This window comes from Streptomyces rishiriensis, assembly GCF_003112535.1.
Taxonomy (GTDB): Bacteria; Actinomycetota; Actinomycetes; order Streptomycetales; family Streptomycetaceae; genus Streptomyces; species Streptomyces rishiriensis.
The window spans coordinates 238,805-264,634 of record NZ_BEWA01000005.1 but is presented as its reverse complement, the minus strand read 5'-3'; the positions used below and the strand labels follow the sequence as shown (position 1 = coordinate 264,634).

At 72.1% G+C, this 25,830-nt stretch carries 23 protein-coding genes and 2 pseudogenes; 15 read left to right on the top strand and 10 right to left on the bottom strand.

Going from position 1 to position 25,830, the window contains the following annotated elements:
• Positions 1-11 precede the first annotated feature (11 nt).
• Both Sri02f_RS09545 and Sri02f_RS09540 read left to right on the top strand, forming a co-directional pair.
• Entirely contained in the window at positions 12-1,424 is a 1,413-nt protein-coding gene (locus Sri02f_RS09545) for an NtaA/DmoA family FMN-dependent monooxygenase (RefSeq protein ID WP_245970572.1), read from the top strand.
• Positions 1,421-2,062 (top strand): annotated as a pseudogene (locus Sri02f_RS09540) (LLM class flavin-dependent oxidoreductase); the annotation flags it as partial. The gene Sri02f_RS09545 and the pseudogene Sri02f_RS09540, both read left to right, overlap by 4 nt.
• 66 nt (positions 2,063-2,128) lie before the next feature.
• Here Sri02f_RS09540 and Sri02f_RS42650 read toward each other — a convergent pair.
• Positions 2,129-2,557: pseudogene (locus tag Sri02f_RS42650) on the bottom strand (substrate-binding domain-containing protein); the annotation flags it as partial.
• 262 nt (positions 2,558-2,819) lie between these two features.
• Here Sri02f_RS42650 and Sri02f_RS44025 point away from each other — a divergent pair.
• The 8 genes from Sri02f_RS44025 (at position 2,820) to Sri02f_RS09500 (ending at position 10,444) form a co-directional block, all read left to right on the top strand.
• Positions 2,820-2,900, top strand: coding sequence for a putative leader peptide (locus tag Sri02f_RS44025; protein ID WP_359440503.1), 81 nt, complete (start codon positions 2,820-2,822; stop codon positions 2,898-2,900).
• 175 nt (positions 2,901-3,075) lie between these two features.
• The gene (sfnG, locus tag Sri02f_RS09530) at positions 3,076-4,212 is read left to right on the top strand and encodes a dimethylsulfone monooxygenase SfnG (RefSeq protein ID WP_109000661.1); all 1,137 of its coding nucleotides are present in this window, start codon (positions 3,076-3,078) and stop codon (positions 4,210-4,212) included.
• A gap of 41 nt (positions 4,213-4,253) precedes the next feature.
• The gene (gene ssuE, locus Sri02f_RS09525) at positions 4,254-4,811 is read left to right on the top strand and encodes an NADPH-dependent FMN reductase (RefSeq protein ID WP_109000660.1); all 558 of its coding nucleotides are present in this window, start codon (positions 4,254-4,256) and stop codon (positions 4,809-4,811) included.
• Positions 4,808-6,004, top strand: a complete 1,197-nt coding sequence (locus Sri02f_RS09520; RefSeq protein ID WP_109000659.1) for an SfnB family sulfur acquisition oxidoreductase — start codon at positions 4,808-4,810, stop codon at positions 6,002-6,004. Before ssuE ends, Sri02f_RS09520 begins: the two co-directional genes overlap by 4 nt.
• A 53-nt stretch (positions 6,005-6,057) precedes the next feature.
• A complete protein-coding gene (locus Sri02f_RS09515) occupies positions 6,058-7,218 on the top strand; it encodes an LLM class flavin-dependent oxidoreductase (RefSeq protein ID WP_109000658.1) in 1,161 nt (386 codons plus the stop codon).
• Positions 7,219-7,647: 429 nt separating this feature from the next.
• Positions 7,648-8,868 carry an acyl-CoA dehydrogenase family protein gene (locus tag Sri02f_RS09510; RefSeq protein ID WP_109000657.1) on the top strand — a complete coding sequence of 407 codons (1,221 nt, stop codon included), beginning with the start codon at positions 7,648-7,650 and terminating at the stop codon, positions 8,866-8,868.
• Between the two features lie 53 nt (positions 8,869-8,921).
• Positions 8,922-9,380 (top strand): RrF2 family transcriptional regulator, encoded by a 459-nt coding sequence (locus tag Sri02f_RS09505; protein WP_109000656.1) that lies wholly within the window; start codon positions 8,922-8,924, stop codon positions 9,378-9,380.
• 335 nt (positions 9,381-9,715) lie between these two features.
• Complete coding sequence (locus Sri02f_RS09500; RefSeq protein ID WP_109000655.1) at positions 9,716-10,444, top strand: peptidylprolyl isomerase; 729 nt, start codon at positions 9,716-9,718, stop codon at positions 10,442-10,444.
• Positions 10,445-10,789: 345 nt separating this feature from the next.
• On the opposite strand, the gene Sri02f_RS09490 is transcribed toward Sri02f_RS09500, so the two are convergent.
• The 4 genes from Sri02f_RS09490 to Sri02f_RS09475 form a co-directional block, all read right to left on the bottom strand.
• Positions 10,790-11,140 (bottom strand): VOC family protein, encoded by a 351-nt coding sequence (locus tag Sri02f_RS09490; RefSeq protein ID WP_109000653.1) that lies wholly within the window; start codon positions 11,138-11,140, stop codon positions 10,790-10,792.
• 237 nt (positions 11,141-11,377) lie between these two features.
• Positions 11,378-11,998, bottom strand: a complete 621-nt coding sequence (locus tag Sri02f_RS09485) for a DedA family protein (protein ID WP_109000652.1) — start codon at positions 11,996-11,998, stop codon at positions 11,378-11,380.
• Positions 11,999-12,035: 37 nt separating this feature from the next.
• On the bottom strand, positions 12,036-13,412 hold the full coding sequence (locus Sri02f_RS09480; protein ID WP_109000651.1) for a sensor histidine kinase: 1,377 nt from the start codon (positions 13,410-13,412) through the stop codon (positions 12,036-12,038).
• Positions 13,409-14,080 carry a response regulator transcription factor gene (locus Sri02f_RS09475; RefSeq protein ID WP_109000650.1) on the bottom strand — a complete coding sequence of 224 codons (672 nt, stop codon included), beginning with the start codon at positions 14,078-14,080 and terminating at the stop codon, positions 13,409-13,411. Before Sri02f_RS09475 ends, Sri02f_RS09480 begins: the two co-directional genes overlap by 4 nt.
• A gap of 150 nt (positions 14,081-14,230) precedes the next feature.
• Between Sri02f_RS09475 and Sri02f_RS09470 the strand changes: the two genes are divergently transcribed.
• From Sri02f_RS09470 to Sri02f_RS09460, 3 genes are read left to right on the top strand one after another with little or no spacing between them, the layout of a single operon-like run.
• Positions 14,231-14,884, top strand: a complete 654-nt coding sequence (locus Sri02f_RS09470) for a DUF4956 domain-containing protein (protein ID WP_109000649.1) — start codon at positions 14,231-14,233, stop codon at positions 14,882-14,884.
• Positions 14,881-15,726: a polyphosphate polymerase domain-containing protein gene (locus Sri02f_RS09465; protein WP_109000648.1), complete on the top strand. Its 846-nt coding sequence runs from the start codon at positions 14,881-14,883 to the stop codon at positions 15,724-15,726. Before Sri02f_RS09470 ends, Sri02f_RS09465 begins: the two co-directional genes overlap by 4 nt.
• Positions 15,723-16,577 carry a phosphatase PAP2 family protein gene (locus Sri02f_RS09460; RefSeq protein ID WP_109000647.1) on the top strand — a complete coding sequence of 285 codons (855 nt, stop codon included), beginning with the start codon at positions 15,723-15,725 and terminating at the stop codon, positions 16,575-16,577. Before Sri02f_RS09465 ends, Sri02f_RS09460 begins: the two co-directional genes overlap by 4 nt.
• A 144-nt stretch (positions 16,578-16,721) precedes the next feature.
• Here the strand turns inward: Sri02f_RS09460 and Sri02f_RS09455 are convergent, their stop codons facing one another.
• Positions 16,722-17,108 (bottom strand): ArsR/SmtB family transcription factor, encoded by a 387-nt coding sequence (locus Sri02f_RS09455; protein WP_109000997.1) that lies wholly within the window; start codon positions 17,106-17,108, stop codon positions 16,722-16,724.
• A gap of 138 nt (positions 17,109-17,246) precedes the next feature.
• Between Sri02f_RS09455 and Sri02f_RS09450 the strand changes: the two genes are divergently transcribed.
• A complete protein-coding gene (locus Sri02f_RS09450; RefSeq protein WP_109000646.1) occupies positions 17,247-19,274 on the top strand; it encodes a heavy metal translocating P-type ATPase in 2,028 nt (675 codons plus the stop codon).
• Positions 19,275-19,315: 41 nt separating this feature from the next.
• Complete coding sequence (locus Sri02f_RS09445; protein ID WP_109000645.1) at positions 19,316-19,669, top strand: hypothetical protein; 354 nt, start codon at positions 19,316-19,318, stop codon at positions 19,667-19,669.
• A 219-nt stretch (positions 19,670-19,888) separates the two neighbouring features.
• On the opposite strand, the gene exaC is transcribed toward Sri02f_RS09445, so the two are convergent.
• The 4 genes from exaC to xylB form a co-directional block, all read right to left on the bottom strand.
• Positions 19,889-21,412, bottom strand: a complete 1,524-nt coding sequence (exaC, locus tag Sri02f_RS09440; RefSeq protein WP_109000644.1) for an acetaldehyde dehydrogenase ExaC — start codon at positions 21,410-21,412, stop codon at positions 19,889-19,891.
• A 100-nt stretch (positions 21,413-21,512) separates the two neighbouring features.
• Positions 21,513-22,781: a GAF domain-containing protein gene (locus tag Sri02f_RS09435; RefSeq protein WP_109000643.1), complete on the bottom strand. Its 1,269-nt coding sequence runs from the start codon at positions 22,779-22,781 to the stop codon at positions 21,513-21,515.
• 317 nt (positions 22,782-23,098) lie between these two features.
• A complete protein-coding gene (locus Sri02f_RS09430) occupies positions 23,099-24,307 on the bottom strand; it encodes an ROK family transcriptional regulator (RefSeq protein ID WP_109000642.1) in 1,209 nt (402 codons plus the stop codon).
• Positions 24,308-24,378: 71 nt separating this feature from the next.
• Positions 24,379-25,824 carry a xylulokinase gene (gene xylB / locus Sri02f_RS09425; RefSeq protein WP_109000641.1) on the bottom strand — a complete coding sequence of 482 codons (1,446 nt, stop codon included), beginning with the start codon at positions 25,822-25,824 and terminating at the stop codon, positions 24,379-24,381.
• Between the last annotated feature and the right edge of the window lie 6 nt (positions 25,825-25,830).

Sequence of the window (25,830 nt, the reverse complement as noted above, 5' to 3'; positions counted from 1 at the left end):
ACCACACCGACATGAGCAAGCCGCTGAAGCAGATCCATCTGGCCGCGCACTTCCCCGGCGTCAACAACACCACCGTGTGGAGCGACCCGAAAGCCGGCAGCCACATCGAGTTCAGCTCCTTCGTGCACTTCGCGCAGACCGCCGAACGCGCCAAGTTCGACTTCCTCTTCCTCGCCGAGGGACTCAGGCTCCGCGAACAGGGCGGAAAAATCTACGACTTGGACGTCGTCGGCCGCCCTGACACCTTCACGGTCCTCGCCGCGCTCGCCGCCGTCACCGAATACCTCGGCCTGACCGGCACCATCAACTCCACCTTCAACGAGCCATACGAGGTCGCCCGCCAGTTCGCGAGTCTCGACCACCTCTCCGGCGGCCGCTCCGCCTGGAACGTCGTCACCTCCTGGGACGCCTTCACCGGCGAGAACTTCCGCCGCGGCGGCTTCCTCCCGCAGGAGGAGCGCTACTCCCGCGCCAAGGAGTTCCTGGCCACCACCCAGGAACTCTTCGACTCCTGGCACGGCGACGAGATCATCGCCGACCGGGCGACCGGCGCCTTCCTGCGGGACGCGAAAGCCGGCTCCTTCGTCCACACCGGCCGGCACTTCGACATCCACGGTCAGTTCAACGTGCCCCGCTCCCCGCAGGGCCGTCCCGTCGTCTTCCAGGCGGGCGACTCCGACGAGGGCCGCGAGTTCGCCGCCTCCGACGCCGACGCGATCTTCAGCCGGTACGCCACTCTCGAAGGAGGCCGGGCCTTCTACTCGGACGTCAAGAGCCGCCTCGCCAAGTACGGCCGCCGCCACGACGAACTGCTCATCCTGCCCGCCGCGAGCTTCGTCCTCGCCGACACGGACGAAGAGGCCGGGGAACTGGCCAGGGAAGTGCGCCGGCAGCAGGTCAGCGGGGCCACCGCCATCAAGCACCTGGAGTTCGTCTGGAACCGGGACCTGTCCTCCTACGACCCCGAGGGCCCGCTTCCCGGCATCGACCCCGACGTCAGCGACGACCACATCTCCAAGGGCCGTGCCCAGGTCCGCATGTACCGCGACCCGCTGGCCACCGCCCGCGAGTGGCGTGAGCTGGCCGCGGCCAACAACTGGTCGATCCGCGACCTGGTCATCGAGACCGGCAACCGCCAGAACTTCATCGGCTCCCCGTCGACCGTCGCCCGCACCATCAACGAGTACGTCCAGGCGGACGCGAGCGACGGCTTCATCCTCGTCCCGCACATCACCCCCACCGGCTTGGACGACTTCGCCGACAAGGTCGTCCCGCTCCTGCAGGAACAGGGAGTGTTCCGCAGCGACTACGAGGGCCCGACCCTCCGCCACCACCTCGGCCTCGACCTCCCCCGCTCTCGGCCTCGCTCGAGCGGCGGGACCCCCACGGACGACCTGAGGGGCGAGGAGCGGGCGGCGTCGTGAAATTCCTCGCCATCACCCTCATCGTGCACCGCCCGGATCCCCTCACCGGGATACAGAAGGCGACCCACGACCGCTTCCGCGAGGTCCTCGACAACGCGCTGCTCGCGGAGGAGCTGGGCTTCGACGGCTTCGGCGTGGGGGAGCGGCACGAGCGGCCGTTCATCTCCTCCTCACCGACCGTCGTACTCAGCCATGTGGCCGCCCTGACGAAGAGGATCCGCCTGTTCACGGCCGTCACGACGCTCAGCCTGCTGGACCCGGTCCGGGCATACGAGGACTACGCCACCCTCGACCACCTGTCCGGCGGGCGTCTCGACCTGATCATCGGCAAGGGCAACGGCGCCGCTCAGCGCGACCTGTTCCACGTCACCCCTGAGGACCAGTGGGACCGCAACGCCGAGAGCTACGAGGTCTTCCGCAAGATCTGGCGCCAGGACAAGGTCACCGCCGACACCCGCTTCCGTCCCCCGCTGACGGAGGCCGAGGTGTGGCCGCGGCCCTATCAGCGGCCGGTCCGGATCTGGCACGGCAGCGCGACCAGCAAGGAGTCCGTCGACCTGGCGGCCCGCCACGGCGACCCGCTGTTCTCGGCGAACGTGACCAACCCCGTCGAGCCGTATGCCGAGTTGATCCGGCACTGCGCCCCGTCGCTCCAGAGGGTCGCCGACGACGCTGAAGTCCGGCAGCACCGTGGCCCCCGGCCCTTCGGCCACCATCAGCTTGCCCATCTCCGCGCCGTCGGTGGAGTACGAGAAGGACGGAGTCCGGCCACGGAGCAGCCGGTGCACGAAACGGTGCATCACATAGCCGGATCGCATCACGACCAGCGGCTCGGCCAGGAGACTGTCCGCGTCCACCGCGTCCAGGGCCGCCAGCAGACTGTCCGGACGCACGCACACCACCGGCCGGCCGCACAGCAACTCGGTCGTCTCGAAGCCCGGCGGCATGTCGTCGCCCCGGAGGTAGTTCACCAGTCCCAGGTCGAAGGCGCCCTCCAGCAGTCCACGGTGGATGTCCGCCTGCTGCGCGCCGACCAACTCCACCTGCGTGACCGGGTGCGAGGCCCGGAACTCCCGCACGGTCGGGATGACCAGCGGCACGGTGGCCGTGTTCACCGTGCCGAGCCGGACCATACGGCTGATGCGGTGCTGGTCGCCGGCCGCGCCGCGCAGCCGGTCCACCGCGTCCAGCACACTCGTGATGTGCGGCAGCAGCTCCCTGCCCTCATCACTGATCTTCGCCCCGGACCGCTTGCGCTCCAGCAGGTCCACGCCGAGCTCGCGCTCGAGATCGCGAACATCCCTGTCACAACCTCGTGAATACCGACTCTCACCATGTGGAATCACATCCGGGCGTTCTTGACCGGCCGGACTCCCTCCTGGTTCGATCGATGACATGAAGCGACAGGACCTCACGCAGCGACGCCACGTCGACCTTGCGCGTGTATCCAGCGCCTTCTGTCGCTGTCGGGTCTGAGCGCACCCGAGGGAAACCCTCCCACCCGCTCCCTCCACGACTGCCTGCCGTGCATTCCGGCCCCGGCTCATCTCCGTCGTGACGACGGCTTTCCCGGAAAACGCCGCTCCAGCGTGTCTGAATTCCGCGGAGCTCATTCGTCCCGCCCGCGCAGCATTCCCTGCCAGGAGTTCCCATGCCCGCCTCCTCCGCATACCCCGGACCCGATCCCGTCCGCTTCGCCTACTGGGTGCCGAACGTCAGTGGCGGTCTGGTCACCAGCAAGATCGAGCAGCGCACCGACTGGGGCTACGACTACAACCGCGAACTCGCCGTCCTCGCCGAGAACAACGGCTTCGACTACGCCCTCAGCCAGGTCCGCTACATGGCCGGCTACGGCGCCGAGTACCAGCACGAGTCGACCAGTTTCAGCCTGGCCATGCTCCTCGCCACGCAGCGGCTGAAGGTCATCGCGGCCGTGCATCCCGGCCTGTGGCACCCGGGCGTGCTCGCCAAGTTCGGGGCCACCGCCGACCACCTGTCGAAGGGCCGCTTCGCCGTCAACGTCGTATCGGGCTGGTTCAAGGGCGAGTTCACCGCGCTGGGCGAGCCCTGGCTGGAGCACGACGAACGCTACCGGCGCTCGGAGGAGTTCATCCGCGCCCTGCGGCAGATCTGGACCGAGGACCATGCCGAACTCGCCGGTGACTTCTACCGGTTGCGCGACTTCTCCCTCAAGCCCAAGCCACTCGGCACCCCCGAGCGCCCTCACCCGGAGATCTTCCAGGGCGGCAACTCCACCGCCGCCCGCGCCATGGCCGGCCGCGTCTCCGACTGGTACTTCTCCAACGGCAAGGACTTCGACGGCGTCACCGAGCAGATCCGGGACGTCCGTGCCTCCGCCGCCCAAGCGGGCCGTACCGCACCGAGGTTCGGCCTCAACGGCTTCCTCATCGCCCGCGACACCGAGGCCGAAGCCCGCGACACGCTCCGCGAGATCGTCGCCAAGGCCGACACCCGGGCCGTGGACGGCTTCCGCGACGCCGTCCAGCAGGCCGGCCCGTCCACCCGCGACGGCAAGGGCATGTGGCAGGACTCCACGTTCGAGGATCTCGTCCAGTACAACGACGGCTTCCGCACGGGTCTGATCGGCACCCCCGAGCAGATCGCCGAGCGGATCGTCGCCTACAAGCGGCTCGGCGTCGACCTCTTCCTCCTCGGCTTCCTGCACTACCTGGAGGAGGTCGAGTACTTCGGCAGGCGGGTGCTGCCCCTGGTGCGCGAACTGGAGGCACGGGAAGCCGCGTCCGAGCCCGCCGCTGCCCGCGTCTGACCGCGGGCCGCACACGAAACGACGAACCGAAAGGTCCTCCCATGGCCACTGTCCTGTCCGTCTCCGGAAGCCCCTCCGCGACCTCCGGCACCGCCCGGCTGCTGCGCCACCTGGACGAGCGGCTCATCGCGCAGGGGCACGAGGTGATGGCGCTGGATGTTCGTACCCTGCCGGCCGAGGCGCTGCTCGGGGCCGACTTCGCTCACCCGGCGATCGTCCGGGCCACCGCCCTGTTCGCGCAGGCGGACGGGGTGGTGATCGGTACCCCCGTCTACAAGGCCGCCTACGCGGGGCTGCTGAAGTCCCTGCTCGACCTGCTCCCGCAGTACGCCCTGGCGGGCAAGACGGTCCTCCCGCTGGCCACCGGCGGCTCCACCGCCCACGTCCTGGCCATCGACTACGCCCTGCGCCCGGTCCTCGCCTCCATGGGCCCGGCCCATGTCACGCCGGGCTGGTTCACGCTCGACAAGGACATCACGGTGGGCGAGGACGGCACGCTGACCGTCGCGCCGGGCTCGGCCGAGGCCCTCGCCCAGGTGACGGACCGGTTCTCGGCCGCGCTGGGCGGTCGGACGACGCTCCTGGCGGCCGCCGGATGAGCGTCCCGCACGTCATCGCGGACGACGTCGAGGCCCTTGCGGTGGCCGCGGAGCTGGCCGCGGGCTTCCGCAAGGGCGCAGCCGAGCGGGACGCGCGGCGCAGGCTCCCGCACACGGAGCTGGAACGGCTGTCCGCCTCCGGGCTGCTCGCCGTGACCGTGCCCGCCCGGTTCGGCGGCGCGGACGTCCGTGCGGTCACGCTCGCCGAGATCTTCCGACTGCTCTCAGCCGCCGACGCCAGCCTCGCCCAGATCCCGCAGAGCCACTACGTGTACGTCAACGTGCTGCGCCGGCAGGGGACTGACGAGCAGCAGGAGTTCTTCTTCGGCGAGGTACTGGCCGGCAAACGGTTCGGCAACGCCCAGTCCGAGGCGGGCACGCAGCACGTCCAGGACATCCGCACCCGCCTCGCCCGGCTCCCGGACGGGTCGTACGCACTCGACGGCGTCAAGCACTACTCCACCGGCGCGCTGTTCGCCCACTGGATCCCCGTCCTCGCCCGCACCGAGGACGACACGCTGCACGTGGCGTACGTCCCGCGCGACGCGCCCGGCCTCACCGTCGTGGACGACTGGGACGGCATGGGACAGCGCACCACCGCCAGCGGAACCGTCCGCCTGGAGTCTGTGCCCGTGCCCGCCGACCGTGTCGTGCCGCACCACCTCACCTTCCGGGGTCCCCAACTCCACGGCGCGGTAGCTCAGTTGCTGCATGCGGCCATCGACGCAGGGATCGCCTCCGGGGCCCTGGCCGAGGCGGTGGAGTTCGTCCGTACGAAGAGCCGCCCCTGGTTCGAGAGCGCAGCCGAAGGGCACGCGACCGCCGCGGAGGATCCGCTGCTGATCCAGCGGTTCGGCGAACTGGCGATCAGGGAACGGGCTGCCGGAGCGTTGCTTCGCGAGGCCGCCCGCGCGGTCGACGACGCCCGCGCCGACCTGACCGACGACTCGGCCGCCGAGGCCTCGATCGCCGTGGCCGCCGCGAAAGTGACGGCGGCCGAGGCCGCCGTGGAGGTCGCCAGCGCACTTTTCGAGGTCTCCGGCACCCGTTCGGCGCTCGGCTCCCTGGGCCTGCACCGCCACTGGCGTGACGCGCGCACCCACACCCTGCACGATCCGGCCCGCTGGAAGGTGCAGCACATCGGCCGTTACGTGCTCAACGGCGCCAAGCCGCCCCGTCACGGCCTCCTCTGACGAGCGCTGACCACCGCTGACCACCGCTGACGAACACCGAACGGAGCCCCTGCATGGCCCTCACCTTCCACTGGTTCCTGCCCACCAACGGCGACAGCCGCCACGTCGTCGGCGGCGGCCACGGCACCCCCGCCACGGAGTCCGGGCGCGACCGGCCGCCGACGGTCGCCTACCTGAGCCAGATCGCCCGCGCCGCCGAGGACCTCGGCTTCGTCGGTGCGCTCACGCCGACGGGCGCGTGGTGCGAGGACGCCTGGCTGACCACCGCCATGGTCAGCCAGAACACCGAGCGCCTGAAGTTCCTCGTCGCCTTCCGCCCCGGCTTCGTCTCACCGACGCTCGCCGCGCAGATGGCCTCCACCTTCCAGCGGCAGACCGGCGGACGGCTCCTGCTCAACGTGGTCACCGGCGGTGAGAGCCACGAGCAGCGGGCCTACGGAGACTTCCTGGACAAGGACGCGCGGTACCGGCGGACCGGCGAATTCCTCGAAATCGTCCGGGGGTTGTGGGAGGGCAAGACCGTCGACCTGTCCGGTGAGCACCTCCATGTCGAGGACGCCAGGCTCGCCCGGGTGCCCGACCCGGTGCCCGAGGTGTACTTCGGTGGTTCCTCGGCGATCGCCGGGGAGGTGGCCGCGCGGTATGCCGACGTCTACCTCACGTGGGGGGAGCCGCCGGCGCAGGTCGCCGAGAAGATCGCCTGGATCCGGAAGCAGGCCGCGCAGGAGGGTCGCAGCGTCCGCTTCGGAATCCGGTTGCACGTCATCACCCGCGACACCTCCGAGCAGGCCTGGGCCGAGGCGGAGCGGCTGCTGGCGGGCTTCGACGCGGAGACCGTGCGGCAGGTTCAGGCCGGGCTTGCCCGCAGTGAGTCGGAGGGACAGCAGCGGATGCTGGCCCTGCACGGGGGTGGCAGCGGGGACGGGCTGGAGATCCATCCCAACCTGTGGGCGGGCATCGGGCTGGTGCGGGGTGGTGCGGGGACCGCCCTGGTCGGCAGTCACACCGAGGTTGCCGAGCGGATCCAGGAGTACGCCGCCCTGGGGATCGAGGAGTTCGTCTTCTCCGGGTATCCGCATCTGGAGGAGGCGTACTGGTTCGGCGAGGGCGTGCTGCCGAAGCTTCAGGCGCAGGGTCTGTGGCGGCACCCGGACGGGGAGCAGGCGGCCCCCACCGCCCAGGTCCCCTTCGCCGGGGCCGGGAGCGCCCGCTGACCCAGGTGATCGCCGACGACGCTCAGCAAGGGCCGCCACTTCGCTGTCCCGGGCGTCTTCCCGCCCGAGCCGTCCCCCGGCGCACCCCGGTCATCTGCCGGGACTGCGCCTCCCGGGTGGCCGGCAGCCCGGGGCAGGGACGACCACCCGGCCGCCCGCCCTCGCGAACTCGCCATCCGGGAAAGCGAATCAGCCGGATCGTCCCGGCTTTCATAGTTTTCCTATCGGATTACTAGGGAAAGTGTTGACGGTGGTCGAAGAGGAGGGTGAGGATGACGAAGCCGACGCATCGCTGCGCACCGCCGCACCCCCACACCGCCTCGCCGGGCACCGCGTCGTCCTCGGTCCCCTGAAGGAAGACGCCGCCATGACCACAGCACTGAGCTGTAGCGACAGCCGCAGCCGCAGCCGTATGAAGCGGGCGGGGATATGACGGTGACGGCGGACGAGGTGAGCGACGCGGGAGCCGGGCAGTCCGACTGGCTGCACATCGCCCGTGAGATGGCGGACGATCTGGCCACGGACGCGGTCGAGCGCGAACAGGCCGGCAAGGCGCCGCTCGACGAGGTGGCACGGTTGCGCGAGTCGGGACTGCTGACGCTGCCGGCGCCGGCCGATCTCGGGGGAGGCGGTTCGGACTGGCGCACGGCCTACGCGGTCATCCGGACCGTCGCCGCGGCCGACGGGGCCATCGGCCGCCTGCTGGGCAACCACTACTTCCTGTCCCGCAGCGCCCGGTTCTTCGCCGACCGCACCCGTGCCGCCCGCATCGAGCGGGAGTCGACGGCGGGGCAGTGGTGCTGGGGAGGCGGTATCGCCTCACATGAACCACCACTCATCCTGACCCCCACGTCGGGCGGCTATCTGCTCAACGGCTTCCAGAGGTATGCCACCGGAGTCGGGGTCGCCGACCGGCTGATGGTTCGAGCCGCCAAGTACGGCACCGGTGAGCCGTTGGCCGTCCTGGTCGACCCCGCCCGCCCGGGCGTCGTGGGCAGCAGCGGGGACGCCTTCGGCCAGCGGCTGGCGGCCGGTGGCGGCGTGGAGTTCGATTCCGTGCCGGTCGCGGCCGACGATGTGCTCGGCACCCTCTCGCCGGACGAGGGCGTCCTGTCACCCTTCGCCTCTCTGGCCGCGCCGACCGCGCGTCTGGTCTCCGTCCAGTTCTGTCTGGGCGTGGCGGAGGGCCTGCTGGCCGAGGTTCGCGAGTGCGGAAGGGGCATGAGGTCCTCCTGGCAGCCGCTCTCGCCTCTGACCTGGCCGGACGGTCCGCCGCAGGATGCGTACGCGCTGACCGTGTACGGCGAGCTCACGGTCGTCGCACGGGCCGCGTCCGCCCTCGCCGAGCAGGCGGTGGACGCCCTGGTGTGCGGCCTCGCGCAGGGTGAGGATCTCGACGACGAGGAGTGCGCGGAGATCGCCGTCCTCGCGAGCGTGGCCGAGTCGGCCGCCTCCCGGGCCGCGCAGGAGATCACCACTCGTGCCCTGGACGTCATCGGCGCCGACGCCGCCTCCGCTCGGCACGGCTTCGACCGCTTCTGGCGCAACGCCCGGACACACACTCTGCGCGAGCCGGTCGCCCACAGACTGCGCGAGGTGGGCGACTACTTCCTCAACGGCGCGCACCCGCCCTTCGCCCTTCCAGCCTGACCGGGAGGGCGACCGGTGCGGGGGCCCACACGACAGTGATGAATAATCGCGGCATGCGGATCTCGGCGCGAGCGGACTATGCGGTGCGGGCGGCACTGGAGCTGGCCGCAGCAGGGAGCGAGGCCTCGCTCAAGGCCGAGGCGATCGCAGCGGCGCAGGGCATCCCCCACAAGTTCCTGGAGGGCATCCTGGGCGACCTGCGCCGGGGCGGTCTCGTGGTCAGCCGGCGGGGCGGCCAGGGCGGCTACCGGCTCGCCCGCGCGGCGGAGTCGATCGCCATCGCCGACGTCATCCGCGTCGCGGACGGCCCCCTGGTCTCGGTGCGGGGAGTGCGCCCACCCGAGCTCTCCTACTGCGGTCCCGCGGAGTCCCTGCTGCCGCTGTGGATCGCCGTACGCGCCAACGTCCGCAAGGTCCTCGGCGAAGTCACCCTGGCCCACGTGGCCGCGGCCAAGCTGCCCGACGAGATCCTGAGCCTCGCGGAGGACCCCGAGGCCTGGACGAATCCCTGACCGACGTCCGGTGAGCGCGACGAGCTGACCTCCGGGACGGACGGCCCGAGGGGAAGCGGAGGGCGGCAGCACGTCGGCCGGGCGGGCTCGGCGAAGGGCGCCTGACGGGGTGGACCGGGGAGGCCGCTCGACCGGGCTCGGGGAGCCTCCGTCGTGCACCGGGTGGACGCCCTGATCGGCCGGCCGACGCTGTGCCGCATCCGCACGAAGCGGCCTGCGGCCGCGGGCCGATGGCCGGGAGGCGGATGTGGCTTGCGGACGGGTACTCGCCCGCCGGGCCGCGCTCTAGACTGCGACCGCTCCGAAATCTGACGATCTTTTGGAGGGTGTGCAGGATGAACCGAGCTGTCATCACCGCATGGGCGGCAGCCGCGTTGGTCGTGTCCGGGGGCAGCACCACCGCCTCCGCTTCCGACGCCCCGCCGCGAACCACGCACGGTCCGTGCCAGTACACCCAGACCCCGGACGAGCCGGCGGCGCGGCCGGTTCCCCTGCCGCCCGACCCGCGGCACACCCCCGGTCACGGCACCGTCGATATGGCAGTCCCGACCAGCCAGGGCCCGCTCCCGCTGCGTCTGGACCGGGCGAAGGCGCCGTGCACGGTCCAGAGCTTCGTGCACCTGGCGCGGCACGGGTTCTACGACCGTACGGTGTGCCATCGGCTGACGGCGTATCCGACGCTGAAGGTCCTGCAGTGCGGCGACCCGACCGGCACTGGCGAGGGTGGGCCGGGGTACGAGTACAAGGACGAGCTGCCGGTTGACCTGCCGCCGGCGCCGAGCGATCCGACCGGCGTCCGTCGCCTTTACGGTCGTGGTGTGCTGGCGATGGCCAACGCCGGTCCGGACACGAACGGTTCGCAGTTCTTCGTCGTCTACGGCGACTCCGCGCTGCGACCGAATTACACGGTGTTCGGCACGGTCGGTGCCGCCGGCCTGAAGACGCTCGACAAGATCGCTGCTGGCGGAATCGAGCCAACTACCGAGGACCCGGCGCCCGTCGACGGCACGCCCGTGCTGCGGACCGAGCTGCTCAGCGTCCGGCCGACCTGCCGGCCCCGATGAACTGAGGTGCGGTCACCGTGGGTCCAGCTGTGCCTGGTCTCACGGTGATGTGAAGTAGCCGTTGCTGAACGCCGCGTGCCGCAATCCGCTGTGCCGCTGGGCGGGCCGTCGGGCGGGTGGCGCGTGGGCCGTAGGGGCTCCAGTGCCCGAGCAAGGGCTTCGGGCCGTCGGCTCGCGGCTCGGGGATGTCGGGCAACTGGGGCGGAGTCTCCAGGAGGCCGAGACGTTCCACGGCGTCCGCTGCCACCTGGCTCCAGGGCTCGTCGAGCACCTTGATGTCGCGCCATACGCGCTCGTACTTCGCACGTACCGCACGCACCGCACGGACCCACGGGGGTGGAGCGCTCACAGGCTGTGGGCGATGGGGTGCAGCGGTTCGTAGAGCGGAAGTTCGGCGCCGCTGGGGAGCCGGATGGCAGTCAGTCTGCCCCAGCGTTGTTCGCTGACCGGGCGGGTGATCTCCACGCCCTTGGCGCGGAACTCGCCGAGCTGGGAATCGAGGTCGTCGCACATCAGGTAGAACTCCTGCTGGGGCCGGCCATCGGTCGGGTGCACGGCGACTTCGGCCGGGGGCAGCTTGAAGAGGAGCCAGCCGCCGCCCGCATCCACGCCGGGAAAGTCGAGGACGTCACGGATGAAGGCACGGTCCGCCTCGGCGTCCTGGCTGTAGAGGATGACATGCGCGCCGCTGATCATGGCTGGCTCCGGTCGATCGACGTGCTGGCGGTCGTGTCCCCGGCATCCTGCCACGCCAAGGCCAGGAAGATCTTCGACTGGGTTCGATGACACGGCGGCTGACTTGAAGGTCAACGGACAACACGTCGTTCGTTCGCCGTCGCGTGGCATCGTCCGTACCCGAGCCCGTACCCGTACCTCAGCCCGTACCCCGAGCCCGAGCCCGAGCCGGAAGGATGAACGGTCTTGCCCGCCGGGTCACTCCTGGTGTCGGCGGCGCAGCAGGTGCCGGAGGACGAGGGCGGCGATCAGGACGCCGAGAGCGATGAGGGCGTAGAGCTGGTAGCGGGTGATCACGGCGTAGACGGCCGTGATGTGGGTGCCCGCCGCGTAGGCCAAGGCCGCCCACAGGCCGACCCAGAGCGCGGCGCCGATGGCGTTGAAGACGAGGAAACGGCGCCAGGGCATGCCGCTGGTGCCCGCGATGATGCCGTTGACCTGGCGCAGTCCCTCGACGAAGCGGGCGACGACGACGATCTTGCCCCCGTGTCGGGTGAAGAACTCCTCGGCCTTCCGGAAACGCTCCGGGGTCAGGTACACGTACTGGCCCCAGCGGTGGACGACGGCCCGTCCGCCGGTGTGGCCGATCAGATAGCCGATGTTGTCCCCGATCACGGCGGCGGCGAACGCGATGACCGTCACGGCCACGATGTTCAGCTGTCCCGCCCCCGCGTAGATTCCGGCGGCGATCAGGACGGTTTCTCCGGGGGCGGGGATGCCGAAGTCCTCCACGAGGACCACGGCACCGACGGCCCAGTAGCCGTAGTGGGTGAGCAGCGGGGCCAGGTGAGCCAGCGGGCCCGGCAGAGGGGGCGCCATGCCCCCACCGTACGCGGGCGACGAGTCGGTGGGCCGGTCAGCAAGGCAGGTCGAGGACGACGCGGGCTCCGTGTGCGGTGTTCTCGGCGTGGGCGGTGCCGCCGTGGGCGGCGGCCACCGCCTGGACGAAGGCGAGGCCCAGGCCCGACCCCCTGCCGGTGCGGCTGGCCTCGGCGCGGGCGAAGCGGTCGAACGCCCGGGGCAGGAACTCCGGCGGGAAGCCCGTCCCCTCGTCCGTGACGCACAGCCGCAGTCGGCCCTCGTGGACGGCGGCGGTGAGGCGGACGTCCCCGGTGGCGTGGCGCAGGGCGTTGTCGAGGAGGTTGCCGATGGCGGGCCGGAGCCAGCGGGTGTCGACGTCGACCTCTGTTCCGGGCGCCTCGACCGTCGCGGCGCGCCCCTCCAGTCCGGCGGTGCGCAGGTGGGGAGCGACGGCGGCGGCGAGAAGGCCGGCAAGGCCGGCGGAAGCCCGGCTGATGTGCTGGGTGGTGCCGAGTTCCTCCAGGTCGAGGAGCGCGTCGGAGAGGTCGATCAGTCGCTGGACCTCGGTGTCCACCGAGCGGAGGGTCTCGGCGAGTTCGTCGGCGGAGCGTGGGCGGTGCAGTGCGACGTCGAGTTCGGCCCGCATGAGGGTGAGCGGGGTGCGCAGTTCGTGGCTGGCGTCGGCGACGAACCGGCGCTCGCGTTCGGCGGACGCTTCCAGGCGGTCGAGCATGTGGTTGAGGGTGTGGCCGAGCCGGGTGATCTCGTCGTCTCGGTCGGCGGGCACGTCCAGGCGCAGGTTCTGGGCGCCGTCGGCGAGCCCGGCGGCGCCGGCGCGGTAGCGCTCGACGGGTCGGAGGGCGGCTCGGGCGGTGCGGTAGCCGACGTAAGAGGCGGCGATCAGGGTCAGACCGGAGGCGAGGGCGAGCTGGGCGAGAAGTTCGCGCAGCGCCTCGTCGCGGTGGCCGCGCCGGACGGCGGCGATCACGATCCGGCCCTGGCCGCCGACTGTGACCCGTCTGGCCTGCAGACGCAGGGTGTCCGAGGTGATCGGCAGGAGGGAGCCGACGTCCCGCCGGACGGTGGCCCCGTGCGCGGTGGCGCCCAGCTCGGCCACGGACAGCAGCGGCCGGTCGCGCAGGGCGGCGCTGCAGACCAGGACATGGCCCCGTGCGTCCAGGACCTGCTGGAGGCTGCCGCTGGGGCCCGGCGGGGGTTGGACTCCGTCCCGTACCGCCTGGTCGAGGCTGCGTTGGTAGGTGGTCAGGTCGTCGTTCAGCTGCCGGTCCAGGGCGGTCTGGACCCGCCAGTAGACCAGGCCCGCCGCGCCCGCCAGAACCAGGGACATGGTGACGGCGACGGCCAGCACCAGGCGGGCGACGACGGGCAGCCGCCGGAACCAGGGCCGCAGCCGCCGGGGAAGACGGCTCACGGGGCGGTCTCCAGGCGGTAGCCGCGTCCGCGCAGGGTGGTGATCGTCGTACGACCGAAGGCGCGGTCGGCCTTGGCGCGCACCTTGGAGACGTGCACGTCGATGGCGTTGCTGCGCAGGTCGGTCTCGCCGTCCCAGACCTCGTCGAGCAGCTGGAGGCGGGTGACCACGCACCCGGCGTTCTCCATGAGCACCCGCAGTACGTCGAACTCCCGCCGGGACAGCTCCAGTTCGGTGTCCGCACGCCAGGCTCGCTGCTGTTCGGGGTCCAGGACGAGGTCGCCGACCGTCAGGCGTCCCGAGTGTTCGGGGCGTCGCCGGGATATCGCCCGCAGCCGGGCCAGCAGCTCCTCCATCGCGAACGGCTTGACCACGTAGTCGTCGGCGCCGGCGTCGAGCCCGGCCACCCGCTCACTGATCGCACCGCGCGCGGTGAGCAGGATCACGGGTACGTCGATGCCCTCACCGCGCAGGGTCCGGCAGACCTCCACGCCGTCCATGCCCGGCAGCATCACGTCCAGCAGTACGGCGTCCAGGCGGGGGTCGCGCGCCGCGGCGAGGCCGGACGGGCCGTCGTAGCGGCCCTCGGCGGTGTGTCCGGACTCGGTCAGGTAGCGGACGACCAGGTCGGTCAGGCGGGTCTCGTCGTCGACGACCAGGCAGTGCATCCGGTCAGGCTAACCACCCGCCGGGCGCACCAGGACCACCGGGAAGGCTTCATGGTCTGTTCATGTGACATCCCTACCGTCCTTCAGGTCGCGGTGCTCCGCGGGCCGCGACCGGTCCTCGTCCGACGTGCCGTGACGGAAAGGACCCCCATGCGCGCATCGGTGCTCGCCGCCAAGGGCATCACCGACCACCTCACGGTCACCGATCTGATGACCCACGGCGGTCTCGACGTCATCGCCCTGCTGATCCTCGTCGGCTGGCTCTACCGGCGCCGCCCCAGCGTGCCGGCGATGCCGCTGGTGCTGGCCGCGCTGAACATCGGCCTGTTCGCCGCGATGAGCACGATCAGCGCCGGCAAGTTCCCGGCCGGGGTCGGGTTCGGCCTGTTCGGCATCCTCTCCCTGGTCCGCCTGCGCAGCGCGGCGTTCACCCTGCGGGACGTCGCCTACACCTTCGTCACCCTGGTGATCGCCCTGTGCACGGGGCTGCCGCACCGGCAGACCTGGCTCGTGGTCGCGCTGGACGTCGTGGTGCTCGTCGCCGTCCTCGTGGTCGACGACCCCACGTCGTACGAGCCGCCCACCCGGACGGTCAGGCTCACCCTCGACCGGATCTACCCGGACCCCTCCGTGATCGCCGGGGACGTGGCCTTCCGCTTCGGCCAGGTGCCGCTGTCCGTGGTCGTGGACGAGGTCGACTACGTGCGGGAGACCACCCGGGTCTCCGCCCGTTACCCCGCCGAGCCGCAGGAGTCCGCCACCGCTTCGGACACCGAGCCGCGCGAGCCGGTGATGACGCCATGACGTTCGCCCCGTCTCTCGCGACCCGGCTGGGCCTGGCGGAGCTGCGCTGTGCGACGCTCGCCGAGGTGGACGCGGCGGCGGCACTCCAGCACCGCGTCGACCGCAAGTACCTGGTCCCGTTCGACCGGGCCCGGCGCCTCGTCGCCCGCCTCGCCGACAGCCACCACGTCCTCGACCTGGGCGACGGCCGTCGTACGACGAGCTACCTGAGCACGTACTTCGACACCCCGGAACTGGGCTCCTGGCGCGCCCACGTCCAGCAGCGGCGACGCCGCTGGAAGATCCGCACCCGCCTGTACGCGGAGGACGGTCTGTGCCGGGTGGAGGTGAAGACGAAGGACGGCCGCGGTGCCACGGTCAAGCACGCCCTGCGGATCCCGGCAGCCGAGTACGGCGAACTGACCGCCCTTGCGGCCGAATTCGTCGACGACGTACTGGAGCGGGCCGGTGTCCCCGTCACGGCCGGGGAACTGTCCCCCGTGACCGAAGTCCGTTACGTCCGCGCGGCCCTCGCCGACCTCGGCCACGGCAGCCGCGTCACCCTCGACAGCGCCCTCAGCTGCCGGCGTGACGACCGTACCGCCGCGCTCGATCCCGGGTACGTCCTGATCGAGACCAAGGGCGCGGCCGGCCCCGCCCTCGCCGACCGTCTCCTGCTCGGCATGGGGGTCCGCCCGGTCTCGCTCAGCAAGTACGTCGTCGGCCAGTCCCTGCTCACCCCTGGCCTGCCCGACAACGACGTACGCCGCCTCGCCCGCGCCCACTTCACCACCGAGGCACACCCGGCACCGCTCTCCGCGCCGCTCTCCGCACCGTTCTCCGAAAGGATCCCCGCCGCATGAACGTCCTGCGTGGCGTCAAATGGCGCTACCCGCTGATCGCCCTGCTCGCCGTCGCGGCCCTAGGCATCGGCACTCTGCGACCGCAACTGGTCACGGCCGTCACCTCCGCGGTGAAGAACCCGAGCGCGACGGACCTGATCAAGCAGGACCCGCCGCCCACGCTCTTCACCGACACCGAGATCGCGGCGATCGGGAAGGCGGTGGAGGCCCAGCGCGCTAAGGCCGACGCTCTCTTCGCCCAGTGGAAGAAGGCGCACGGCACCGCTCGCGACGACAAGGCGTTCACCGACTGGGCGGCCCAGCAGGTCCCGGCCCCGCCGTCGGCGAAGGCGCGCACCGCCGAACTCCGCCAGGACCAGGCCCTCGCCAAGACCCGCACAGCGGCGGGGAGGAAGGCCGCGACCTGGCTGGAGCTGCACGGCAAGAAGGACATCTGGCAGGTCTACCTCCACGATCAGCGCGAACTGATCCCGGCCGCGCGAGGCGCGACGGAGAAGGCCGAGCTCAAGGCAACCCTGAAGCTGGCCAAGACCATCAGCGACCAGCTGGCGGCCAGGGACAAGCAGCCGGCTCCGTTCGTCCTCGACCCGGCCCTGCGCCCCGACAAGCACATCACGCCTGGCGCCAAGGGCCCGTACTCCTACCCCTCCCGGCACGCGACCCGCTCCGCCGCGGCCGTCACCTTCCTCACTGCCCTCGCCCCGCACCGCGCCGGGGACTACCGGTGGATGCAGGACGAAGTCCTCTACTCCCGCCTCTACATGGCAGGCCACGTCACCAGCGACCTCACCGCGGGCACGCTGCTCGGCAACCTGATCGGCGACTACGAACTCACCGTCAGCGGCCACTGACCCCCTGACATCTCACCGATCTGCCCCGTACACCTCACCGAGCTGCCCGTCCCGCGACTCGCGTGGGCGGCACCGGTGGCCCGGCCGGATCGGGCCGGACATCTCGCACCGGAGCCGGCCGCGGTGGCTACACCTGGGTGAGGCTCAGCGGACCCCGGCCGCCTCCGCGGTGGCGGGAGTGTCGCGCAGGCCGAGGCGCAGGTGCTCGACGTGGTGGAGGGCCTGTTCGAGGAGTTCGGCGACGTGGTGGTCGTAGAGGGCGTAGATGACCGAGCGGCCCCGGCGCTCGCCGGTGACCAGGCCGAGGTTGCGCAGCAGGCGGAGCTGATGGGAGCAGGCGGACTGTTCCATGCCGACGGCGTCGGCGAGTTCGGTCGCCGCGCACGGGCCCTCCTGGAGACGGGCCAGGATCCGCAGTCGGGACGGGGTGGCCAGGGCCTGGAGCGTGGTGGCCACGTCGGTGGCGCCGACGGTCTCCAGGCGCTCGCGCACGGTGGCGGCGGTCTTCTCGGCATCAGCTCCATGGCCCATGAGCTTCATCCTACGGATCCCCGCACATGAACGCATGAACGGATCTTCATTCATTCCTGTACCGTGGGAAGCGCGGAACCCGTGCATCCGGTGTCCGCAGCCGCGCCGTACTGTCCGTCGTGAAGGACCTCCGCTCCGATGACCTCCGCCACCCTCGCCCCGCCGTCCGTCGGCCGGGGCACGCCCGCACGCGAGGACACCGCACCCCGTCGCACCCGCGTTCTCGCGCTGTCCGAGGCCCGCTGGGCCGCCGCCGCCCTGGTGCTCTTCCTGCTGGCACTGCCCCTGCAGCTGACCGGCGCCCCGGCCTGGACCTGGGGGCCGCTGTACGCACTGACCTACGCGGCCGGCGGCTGGGAACCGGGCTGGGCAGGGCTGAGGGCACTGTTGGAGCGGACGCTCGACGTCGACCTGCTGATGGTCGTCGCGGCGCTCGGCGCGGCGGCGATCGGGCAGGTCACGGACGGCGCGCTGCTGATCGTCATCTTCGCCGCCTCCGGCGCCCTGGAGGCGCTGGCCACCGCCCGGACCGCCGACTCGGTGCGTGGCCTGCTGGACCTGGCACCGGCCACGGCGACGCGCCTGACGGCGACCGGGGAGGAGAGGACCGTCCCCGTCGAGACACTGGCTGTCGGTGACACGGTCCTCGTGCGGCCCGGTGAGCGGGTCGGCGCCGACGGCCGCGTCCTGCACGGGGCGAGCGACGTCGACCAGGCGACCATCACCGGCGAACCGCTGCCCGTGGTCAAGGAGCAGGGCGACGAGGTCTTCGCCGGCACGCTCAACGGCACCGGCGCGCTGCGCGTCCGGGTCGAGCGGGAGGCCTCCGACTCGGTGATCGCGCGGATCGTGCGCATGGTGGAGGAGGCGTCCGGGACCAAGGCGCCCACGCAGCTGTTCATCGAGAAGGCCGAACAGCGCTACTCGCTCGGCATGGTGGCGGCGACCCTCGCCGTCTTCCTCGTCCCGCTCGCCTTCGGCGCCGCGCTGGCCGGCTCGCTGCTGCGGGCCATGACCTTCATGATCGTGGCCTCGCCGTGCGCGGTCGTCCTGGCCACGATGCCGCCGCTGCTGTCCGCGATCGCCAACGCCGGACGGCACGGGGTGCTGGTCAAGTCCGCGGTGGTCATGGAACGGCTCGGCGAGGTCGACGCGGTCGCGCTCGACAAGACCGGCACGCTGACCGAGGGCACCCCGCGCGTCACCGATGTCCGGCTGCTGCCGGGCTCCGGCCTGGACGAGGAGGAGCTGCTGACGCTGGCTGCGGCGGCCGAGCACCCCAGCGAGCACCCGCTGGGCCGTGCCGTGGTCGAGGCGGCCCGGGAGAAGGGCCTCGCCATGCCGACCGCGGAGGACTTCGCCTCCACGCCCGGTGTCGGGGTCACCGCGACCGTCAGCGGCCGAAAGATCTCCGTCGGCGCACCGACACGACTACTCGTCGGGGCGGGGGGCGGCGCCGGAACCGCAGCCACGGTCGAGGACGGAGCGGGGGCCGCGGCCCTTCGATCGGCGCGGGCCCTGGTGGTCGCCGACGGGCTGGAGGACGGCGGCCGGACCGCCGTGGTGATCGTCGTCGACGGCGCCCCGGCCGGACTGCTCGGCATCGCCGACCGGCTGCGCGCCGACGCCGCCGCGACCGTGTCCGCGCTGACCGCTCTCACCGGCACCGCGCCCCTACTGGTGACCGGTGACAACCCGCGTGCCGCTGCCCGCCTCGCCGCCGAGGTCGGCATCGGCGATGTGCGGGCAGGGCTGCTGCCCGGGCACAAGGTGACCGCTGTGCGGGAACTGGAAGACGCCGGCCGCAAGGTCCTGGTCGTCGGCGACGGCGTCAACGACTCCCCGGCGCTCGCCGCCGCCCACACCGGCATCGCCATGGGCCGGGCGGGCTCCGACCTCGCGCTGGAGACCGCTGACGCCGTGATCGTGCGCGACGAACTTCGCACGGTCCCCGCCGTGATCGCGCTGTCCCGGCGCGCCCGCGAGCTGGTCGTGCAGAACTTGGTGATCGCGGGCGTCTTCATCGCCGGCCTGGTCGCCTGGGACCTGCTCGGCACCCTGCCACTGCCCCTGGGCGTGGCCGGCCACGAGGGTTCCACCGTCATCGTCGGCCTCAACGGACTGCGCTTGCTGCGCGAGGCGGCCTGGCAGCGGGCCGCCGAATGAGCCGCCGCAGGCCACCCGCGGCACAGGGCTAGCCGCACTGCATGGTCACCGTGTGCCGGGGCTGCTGTTGCGGCACCGACAAGATCCTGGGTGTCGACCACACTGCCCAGGTCGTCACGCTCACGTCCGAGTTGAGCTCCATCGCCCGGGTCCGTGCCGTGAACTGCCTGGACGCCTGTGAGCAGGCGAACGTCATCGTCGTCCAGCCGTCCTCCGCAGGGCGGCCCGCGGGAGGCCGGCCGGTCTGGCTCGGACTGGTCAACGACCCCGACGCCACGGCCGACATCGCCGCCTGGGTCGCGGCCGGAGGGCCCGGACTCGCCGATCCTCCCGCCGTCCTGGACCTGTACGAGTTCGCCCCGTCGCGGCGGGTGCGACGGGGCGTGGAGGACTGAGCAGCCTCGTCCACTGTCGCGGGCCCAGGACGCGTCCGCCCCGGTGGCGACGCGCCCCACCGCCTGCTCGGCCGGCTGCCGCGCTTCCTCCGGCCGACGAGTTCGGCCATGAGGGCGGCCTTGCAGCCGCCGGAGCCGGTCTCCAGGCAAAGTCGAGAGCAGGTTGAGCGACGGGCGCCTGACGGGTGAAAAGCCAGGTCAGACGCCTTTCGCAGGCGCCTAGAAGAAGCCCAGCTTCTTCGGCGAGTACGACACCAGAAGATTCTTCGTCTGCTGGTAGTGCTCCAGCATCATCTTGTGCGTCTCGCGTCCGATCCCGGACTGCTTGTAGCCGCCGAACGCCGCGTGCGCCGGGTAGGCGTGGTAGCAGTTCGTCCACACCCGGCCGGCCTGTATCGCCCGGCCGGCGCGGTACGCCGTGTTGATGTCACGGGTCCACACGCCGGCTCCCAGGCCGTACAAGGTGTCGTTGGCGATCTTGATGGCGTCGTCGAAGTCGTCGAAGGAGGCCACCGACACCACCGGGCCGAAGATCTCCTCCTGGAAGATCCGCATGCGGTTGTCCCCTTCGAAGATCGTCGGTCGGACGTAGTAGCCGCCCTTCAGCTCGCCGTCGTACTCGGCGCGTTCGCCGCCGGTGAGGACCTTGGCGCCCTCCTGCCGGCCGATGTCGATGTACGAGAGGATCTTCGCCAGCTGGTCCCCCGACGCCTGCGCGCCGATCATCGTGTCCGTGTCGAGGGGGTGGCCCGGTTTGATGAGTTCGGTGCGGGCCACGGCTGCCTGGAGGAAGTCGCCGTAGTTGCCGCGCTGGATCAGGCCGCGCGACGGGCAGGTGCACACCTCGCCCTGGTTGAGCGCGAACATGGTGAAGCCCTCCAGGGCCTTGTCGCGCAGGTCGTCGTCCTTGTCCCACACGTCGTCGAAGAAGATGTTCGGCGACTTGCCGCCCAGTTCCAGCGTGACGGGCTTCAGGTTCTCGGCGGCGTACTGCATGATCAGGCGGCCCGTGGACGTCTCGCCCGTGAAGGCGACCTTCGCCACCCGTGGACTGGACGCGAGCGGCTTGCCCGCCTCCGGGCCGAAGCCGTTGACGATGTTCACCACGCCCGGCGGCAGCAGGTCCGCGACCAGGCTCATCCAGTAGTGCAGCGAGACCGGCGTCTGCTCGGCGGGCTTGATCACCACCGCGTTGCCCGCGGCGAGAGCCGGAGCGAGCTTCCATGTGGCCATCAGGATCGGGAAGTTCCACGGAATGATCTGCGCGACGACCCCGAGGGGTTCGTGGAAGTGGTACGCCACGGTGTCGCCGTCGACCTCGCTGAGGGAGCCTTCCTGGGCGCGGACCGCGCCGGCGAAGTAGCGGAAGTGGTCGATGGCCAGCGGGATGTCCGCCGCGAGCGTCTCGCGCACCGGCTTGCCGTTCTCCCAGCTCTCCGCGACCGCCAGCGGCTCCAGGTGCGCTTCCATACGGTCGGCGATCCTCAGCAGGATGTCGGAACGCTCGGTCGCCGACGTGCGGCCCCAGGCCGGCGCGGCCGCGTGCGCCGCGTCCAGCGCCCGCTCCACGTCCTCCGCCGTGCCGCGCGCCACCTCCGTGAACGTCTCCCCGTTCACCGGCGAGGGGTTCTCGAAATACCGTCCGCGAGCCGGGGGCACGTACTCGCCGCCGATGTAGTGGTCGTAGCGCGCCTGGTAGGAGACGATCGCACCTTCGCTTCCGGGTGCCGCGTAACGGGTCATCCTGGTCAGCCTCCTTCAGCAGCGCTGCCCGCCGTCGGACAGCTCTGCGGGCGACGGTAGGGAGTCGGACGTTGCGGTCACGTTGCGGCGCCGGCCGTGTTCACGGACGCGGCCACTCGCGCGGCGCCGTCAGTTCGAACTCCAGCGACGCGAGGCGGGCCCGTGTCGCGGCCGTCGGACGGGCCGCCGCGAGAGCACGCCACACGTCGAGGTCGTCCTCGCCCCACGGTGCGTGCGCCCAGTCCGCCAGCAGGTCGGGGTCGCCGCAGGCGATCAGTGCGGCGCGCAGCCCGTCGGCGAGACGCCGTCTGAGCCGCGTCACCGCCGGCGCCCGGGACCCCGGCAACGGCGGCCCGGTGTACGCCGTCAGCGCCCCCGTCACCGCGCCGGCGGCCAGCCGTCGTTCGACGACGTCAAAGTCGGACTCGAAGGCGGCGGTGAGCCGGTAGGGCCGCGAGACCAGCAATCCGGGGCCCAACACCCCGCGCAGCCGGGCCAGTTCGGCCCGCAGCGTCACCGGTGTCACCGACTCGTCCTCGTACAGCGCGCACAGCAGTTCATCGCCCGTCAGGCCTTCGGGGTGACGGGCCAGCAGCAACAGGATCTCGCTGTGCCGACGGCTCAGCCTGATGCCCCGTCCGCCGGTGACCACGTGTGCCTCGTCCCGGCCCAGCACGGTCAGGCGCGATGTCTCGGCGGCCGGCCGCACCGGGGTGAGCAGCGCCAGGTGGGCCTCCGCGGCCCGGGCGACCGCCTGCACGAAGCCCAGACTGTGCGGGTGCGCCAGCCCGTCCCCGCCCGTGATGTCCACGGCGCCCAGCACCCGGCCGGTCCGCGGATCGTGCACGGGGGCGGCTGCGCACGTCCACGGCTGCACCCGCCGGATGAAGTGTTCGGCCGCGAACACCTGCACCGGCCGGTCCAGGGCGACCGCCGTGCCCGGCGCGTTCGTCCCCACCGCGCTCTCCGCCCAGCGCGCGCCGGGCACGAAGTTCATCCGCCCCGCCTGCCGCCGGGTCGCCGCATGTCCTTCCACCCACAGCAGCCTGCCGTGCGCGTCGCACACCGCCAGCAGATGCTCACCGTCGGCGGCGAACGTGCCCATCAACTCGCGGAACAGCGGCATCACTCGCGCAAGCGGGTGCTCGCTCCGGTAGACGCCGAGCTCGCCGTCGTCCAGCTCGACGCTCGCGGCGCCGTCCGGTCCGACGCCTGCCCGCGCGGAACGCCGCCAGGAGTCGGCCACGACGGCCCGCACCGGCCGGGGCACGGTGCCCGCCTCGGTGAACGTGTCGTGCGCGCGGCGCAGGAGCCGTACGCGCTCGGTGGGATCGGCCCCGGGTTCCAGGGCCACCCAGGGATCGGTCAACTGGTCCTCCCGGAAGGCGTGACGGCTGAGGGCGGGTCTCAGGGTGCGGCTGGGGACATCGTCACGCCGGGTGCGCGGGCCGACAACCGTCCGGGCGACGTTCAGCCGAATCGTCGCCGTGCGATCACGCTACGGTGCCGGTCGGGCGGACGCGGGGCGCGGCCGAGATCCGTGGATGAACCCGCGTATGGGGACAACTCGCTCACCCGAATGTGGAATTCCGGTCGGTCGGCGGCCCCGGTGAGGTATACGCTCCGGCCCTCGATCCCGGCGGTCACACGGACGAGCGTGCACTCCGCACGCGTCAGGCCCGGCCCTCAGGCCCGCTCCGCCACCGTCGCAGGGTCGTCCAGCACGGACCGCACCACCGAGTGCGCGGCCCCGAGCAGGGGGCCCTCTGGGCCCAGCCGGGAAACGGAGACGGGACAGGCGGGGCCCGCCGTGCGCCGGGAGAGTTCGGCCTCCAGCGACGGCACAAGCCACGGCGCGAGTCCCGCGAGGGCGCCGCCGAGCACGACGGCCTGTGGATCCAGCAGGTTGAGCGCCCCGGTCAGGGCGATGCCGAGGGCTGTTCCCGCCTCGCGCAGAGCGCGCCGCACCTCCGGATCGCCGTCCGCGGCCCGTCCTGCGAGGAGGCCGACCCGGTCCTCGCCCGGTTCCAAGCCGGCCGACCGCAGCACCGCCTCCTCGCCGGCGTACTGCTCCAGACACCCGCGTCCGCCGCACCCGCACCGCGGCCCGTCGGGATGCACCGGCACATGGCCCAGCTCGCCCGCGAAGCCGCGGGTGCCGCGCAGCAGGCTGCCTTCCACGACCAGCGCTGCGCCGATGCCGATCTCGGCCGACACGTGCAGGAAGTTTCCAGGAGTGTCCGCGCCGAGCCAGAGTTCGGCCAGCCCGCCGAAGTTGGCCTCGTTGTCGACCGTCAACGGGAACTCGCCGGGCAGCAGCGCGCCGAGGTCGACGTCCTGCCAGTCGAGGTTCGGCGCGCGGACCACCGTGCGGGCGTCGCGTGCGACGAGGCCGGGGACGGCCACCGCGAGCCCGGCCGGCCACAGCCCCTCACGCTCGGCGTCGGCGACGACCCGGCGCACGAGCCCGGTCAGTTCCTCGACCACCGGCCCGGGGGAGCGGCCCCGGTTGGCGCCGTGCCGTTCGGCGCGCGCCCGCACCTCGCCGCGCAGGTCGACGGCGCAGACCGCCAGGTGGTCGACGCCCACCTCGGCGCCGATGCCCGCCGGGCCGCGCCCGCTCACCGCCAGCGCCGATCCCGGTCGCCCCACCCGGCCGGGTCGCTCGGGGCCGAGCTCCTCCAGCAGGCCGGTGCGTATGAGCTCGTCGACGAGGGTCGAGACCGCCGCCCGGGTCAGACCGATGTGTGAGGCGACCCCCGCGCGCGAGAGCGGCCCCTCCGCGCTGACGGCGTGCATCACCCTGGCCAGGTTGCGGCGGCGCATGCCCTGCTGGGTGTCGGGCAGCGCGCGCCCCGGGCCGGTCGGCCGGGCCTCGTGCGGCGGTGCGGTCATGCCTCCGTCGATTCGTCGATTCGTCGATGTTCCGGCGTTGATGTTCTGCGTCGTACGGTCGGTCCTTGATGTCAGCGGGCGTCCGTGCTCCGTTCCAGCAGCGGGGCCGCGTCGGAGAGTACCCCGGCGATCCTGGCCAGCGTCGCCTCGTCCCGCTCGACGGCATCGAGGACCGGGCCTCGTGCGGTGTTCCAGCGGCGGGCGACCGCGGCCGGGTCCTCGCCGGTCAGCAGGCCCGCCGCCTGGGCCGCGGCCCCCAGCGCGACGAGTTCCCTGGCCTCGGGCACCTGGACCGGCCGTCCGGACAGCCGGCGCACGGTCTGCTGCCAGGCGCCGCCCCGGGCTCCGCCGCCGATCAGCAGAAGGGGGACCGAGCGGTCCGCGTCCGCGTCCAGGACCAGGTCGAGCGCGCCGAGCAGCGAGTGCACGGCGCCGTCGTAGGCGGCCTGGAGGAGCTGGCCGGCGGTCGTGTCGTGGCGCAGACCGTGCAGCAGGCCGGAGGCGTTCGGCAGGTTCGGGGTGCGTTCGCCGTCCAGGTAGGGCAGCAGGGTGAGGTGTGCGGTGGGCTCCACGGCCTCGCGGTCCAGACCGAGCAGGGCCGCGACGCGGTCGACGGCGAGCGTGCAGTTCAGGGTGCAGGCCAGCGGCAGCCAGTCACCGTGGGCGTCGGCGAAGCCGGCCACGGTGCCGGTGGGGTCGGCGGGGCGGTGCTTCGCCACCGCGTACACCGTGCCCGAGGTGCCCAGGCTCAGGACCGGCGTGCCCGGGCGGAGCCCGAGACCCAGGGCTGCCGCCGCGTTGTCGCCGGTGCCCGGGGCGACCAGCGTCCCCTTGGCGAAGGGCAGGTCGTGGCTGTCGCGTACGGTGCCGGCCACCTCGCCGGGCCGCGCCACACGGGGCAGCAGCGCCGGGGACAGCCCCACGTGGGCGAGGATCTCCTCGTCGTACGCCTCGGTGGCCGAAGCCCACCAGCCGGTGCCGGAGGCGTCGCCGCGGTCCGTGGTGCCCTCGCCCGTCAGGCGCTCGGTGAGGTAGTCGTGGGGGAGGCGCACCGACTTCGTGGCGCGCAGGGCCTCCGGCTCGTTCTCGGCCAGCCACGCCCACTTCGTGACGGTGAAGGAGGCCGCCGGCACGGATCCGGTGCGCTCCGCCCAGAACTTCGCGCCGCCCAGTTCCTCGGTCAGCCGACGGGCCTGCGGCGCCGACCGCACGTCGTTCCACAGCAGCGCCGGACGTACCGGCTCCCCGCGCGCGTCCAGCGTGACGAGCCCGTGCTGCTGCCCGCCGACGGAGACCGCGGCCGCCTCGCGCGCCGCGTCGCCGCACTGGTGCAGCGCCTCGCGCAGGGCGTCCCACCACTGGCGCGGGTCGCTCTCGCGACCGGCCCCGGAGGACACCGTGTGCGGCGCCTGGCCGCTCGCGACGACCTCGCCGGTGGCCGCGTCGACGACCAGCGCCTTGGTGGACTGGGTGGACGTGTCCACGCCGACGACGAGCGGACCCTCGGCTGCTGACATCGGGTT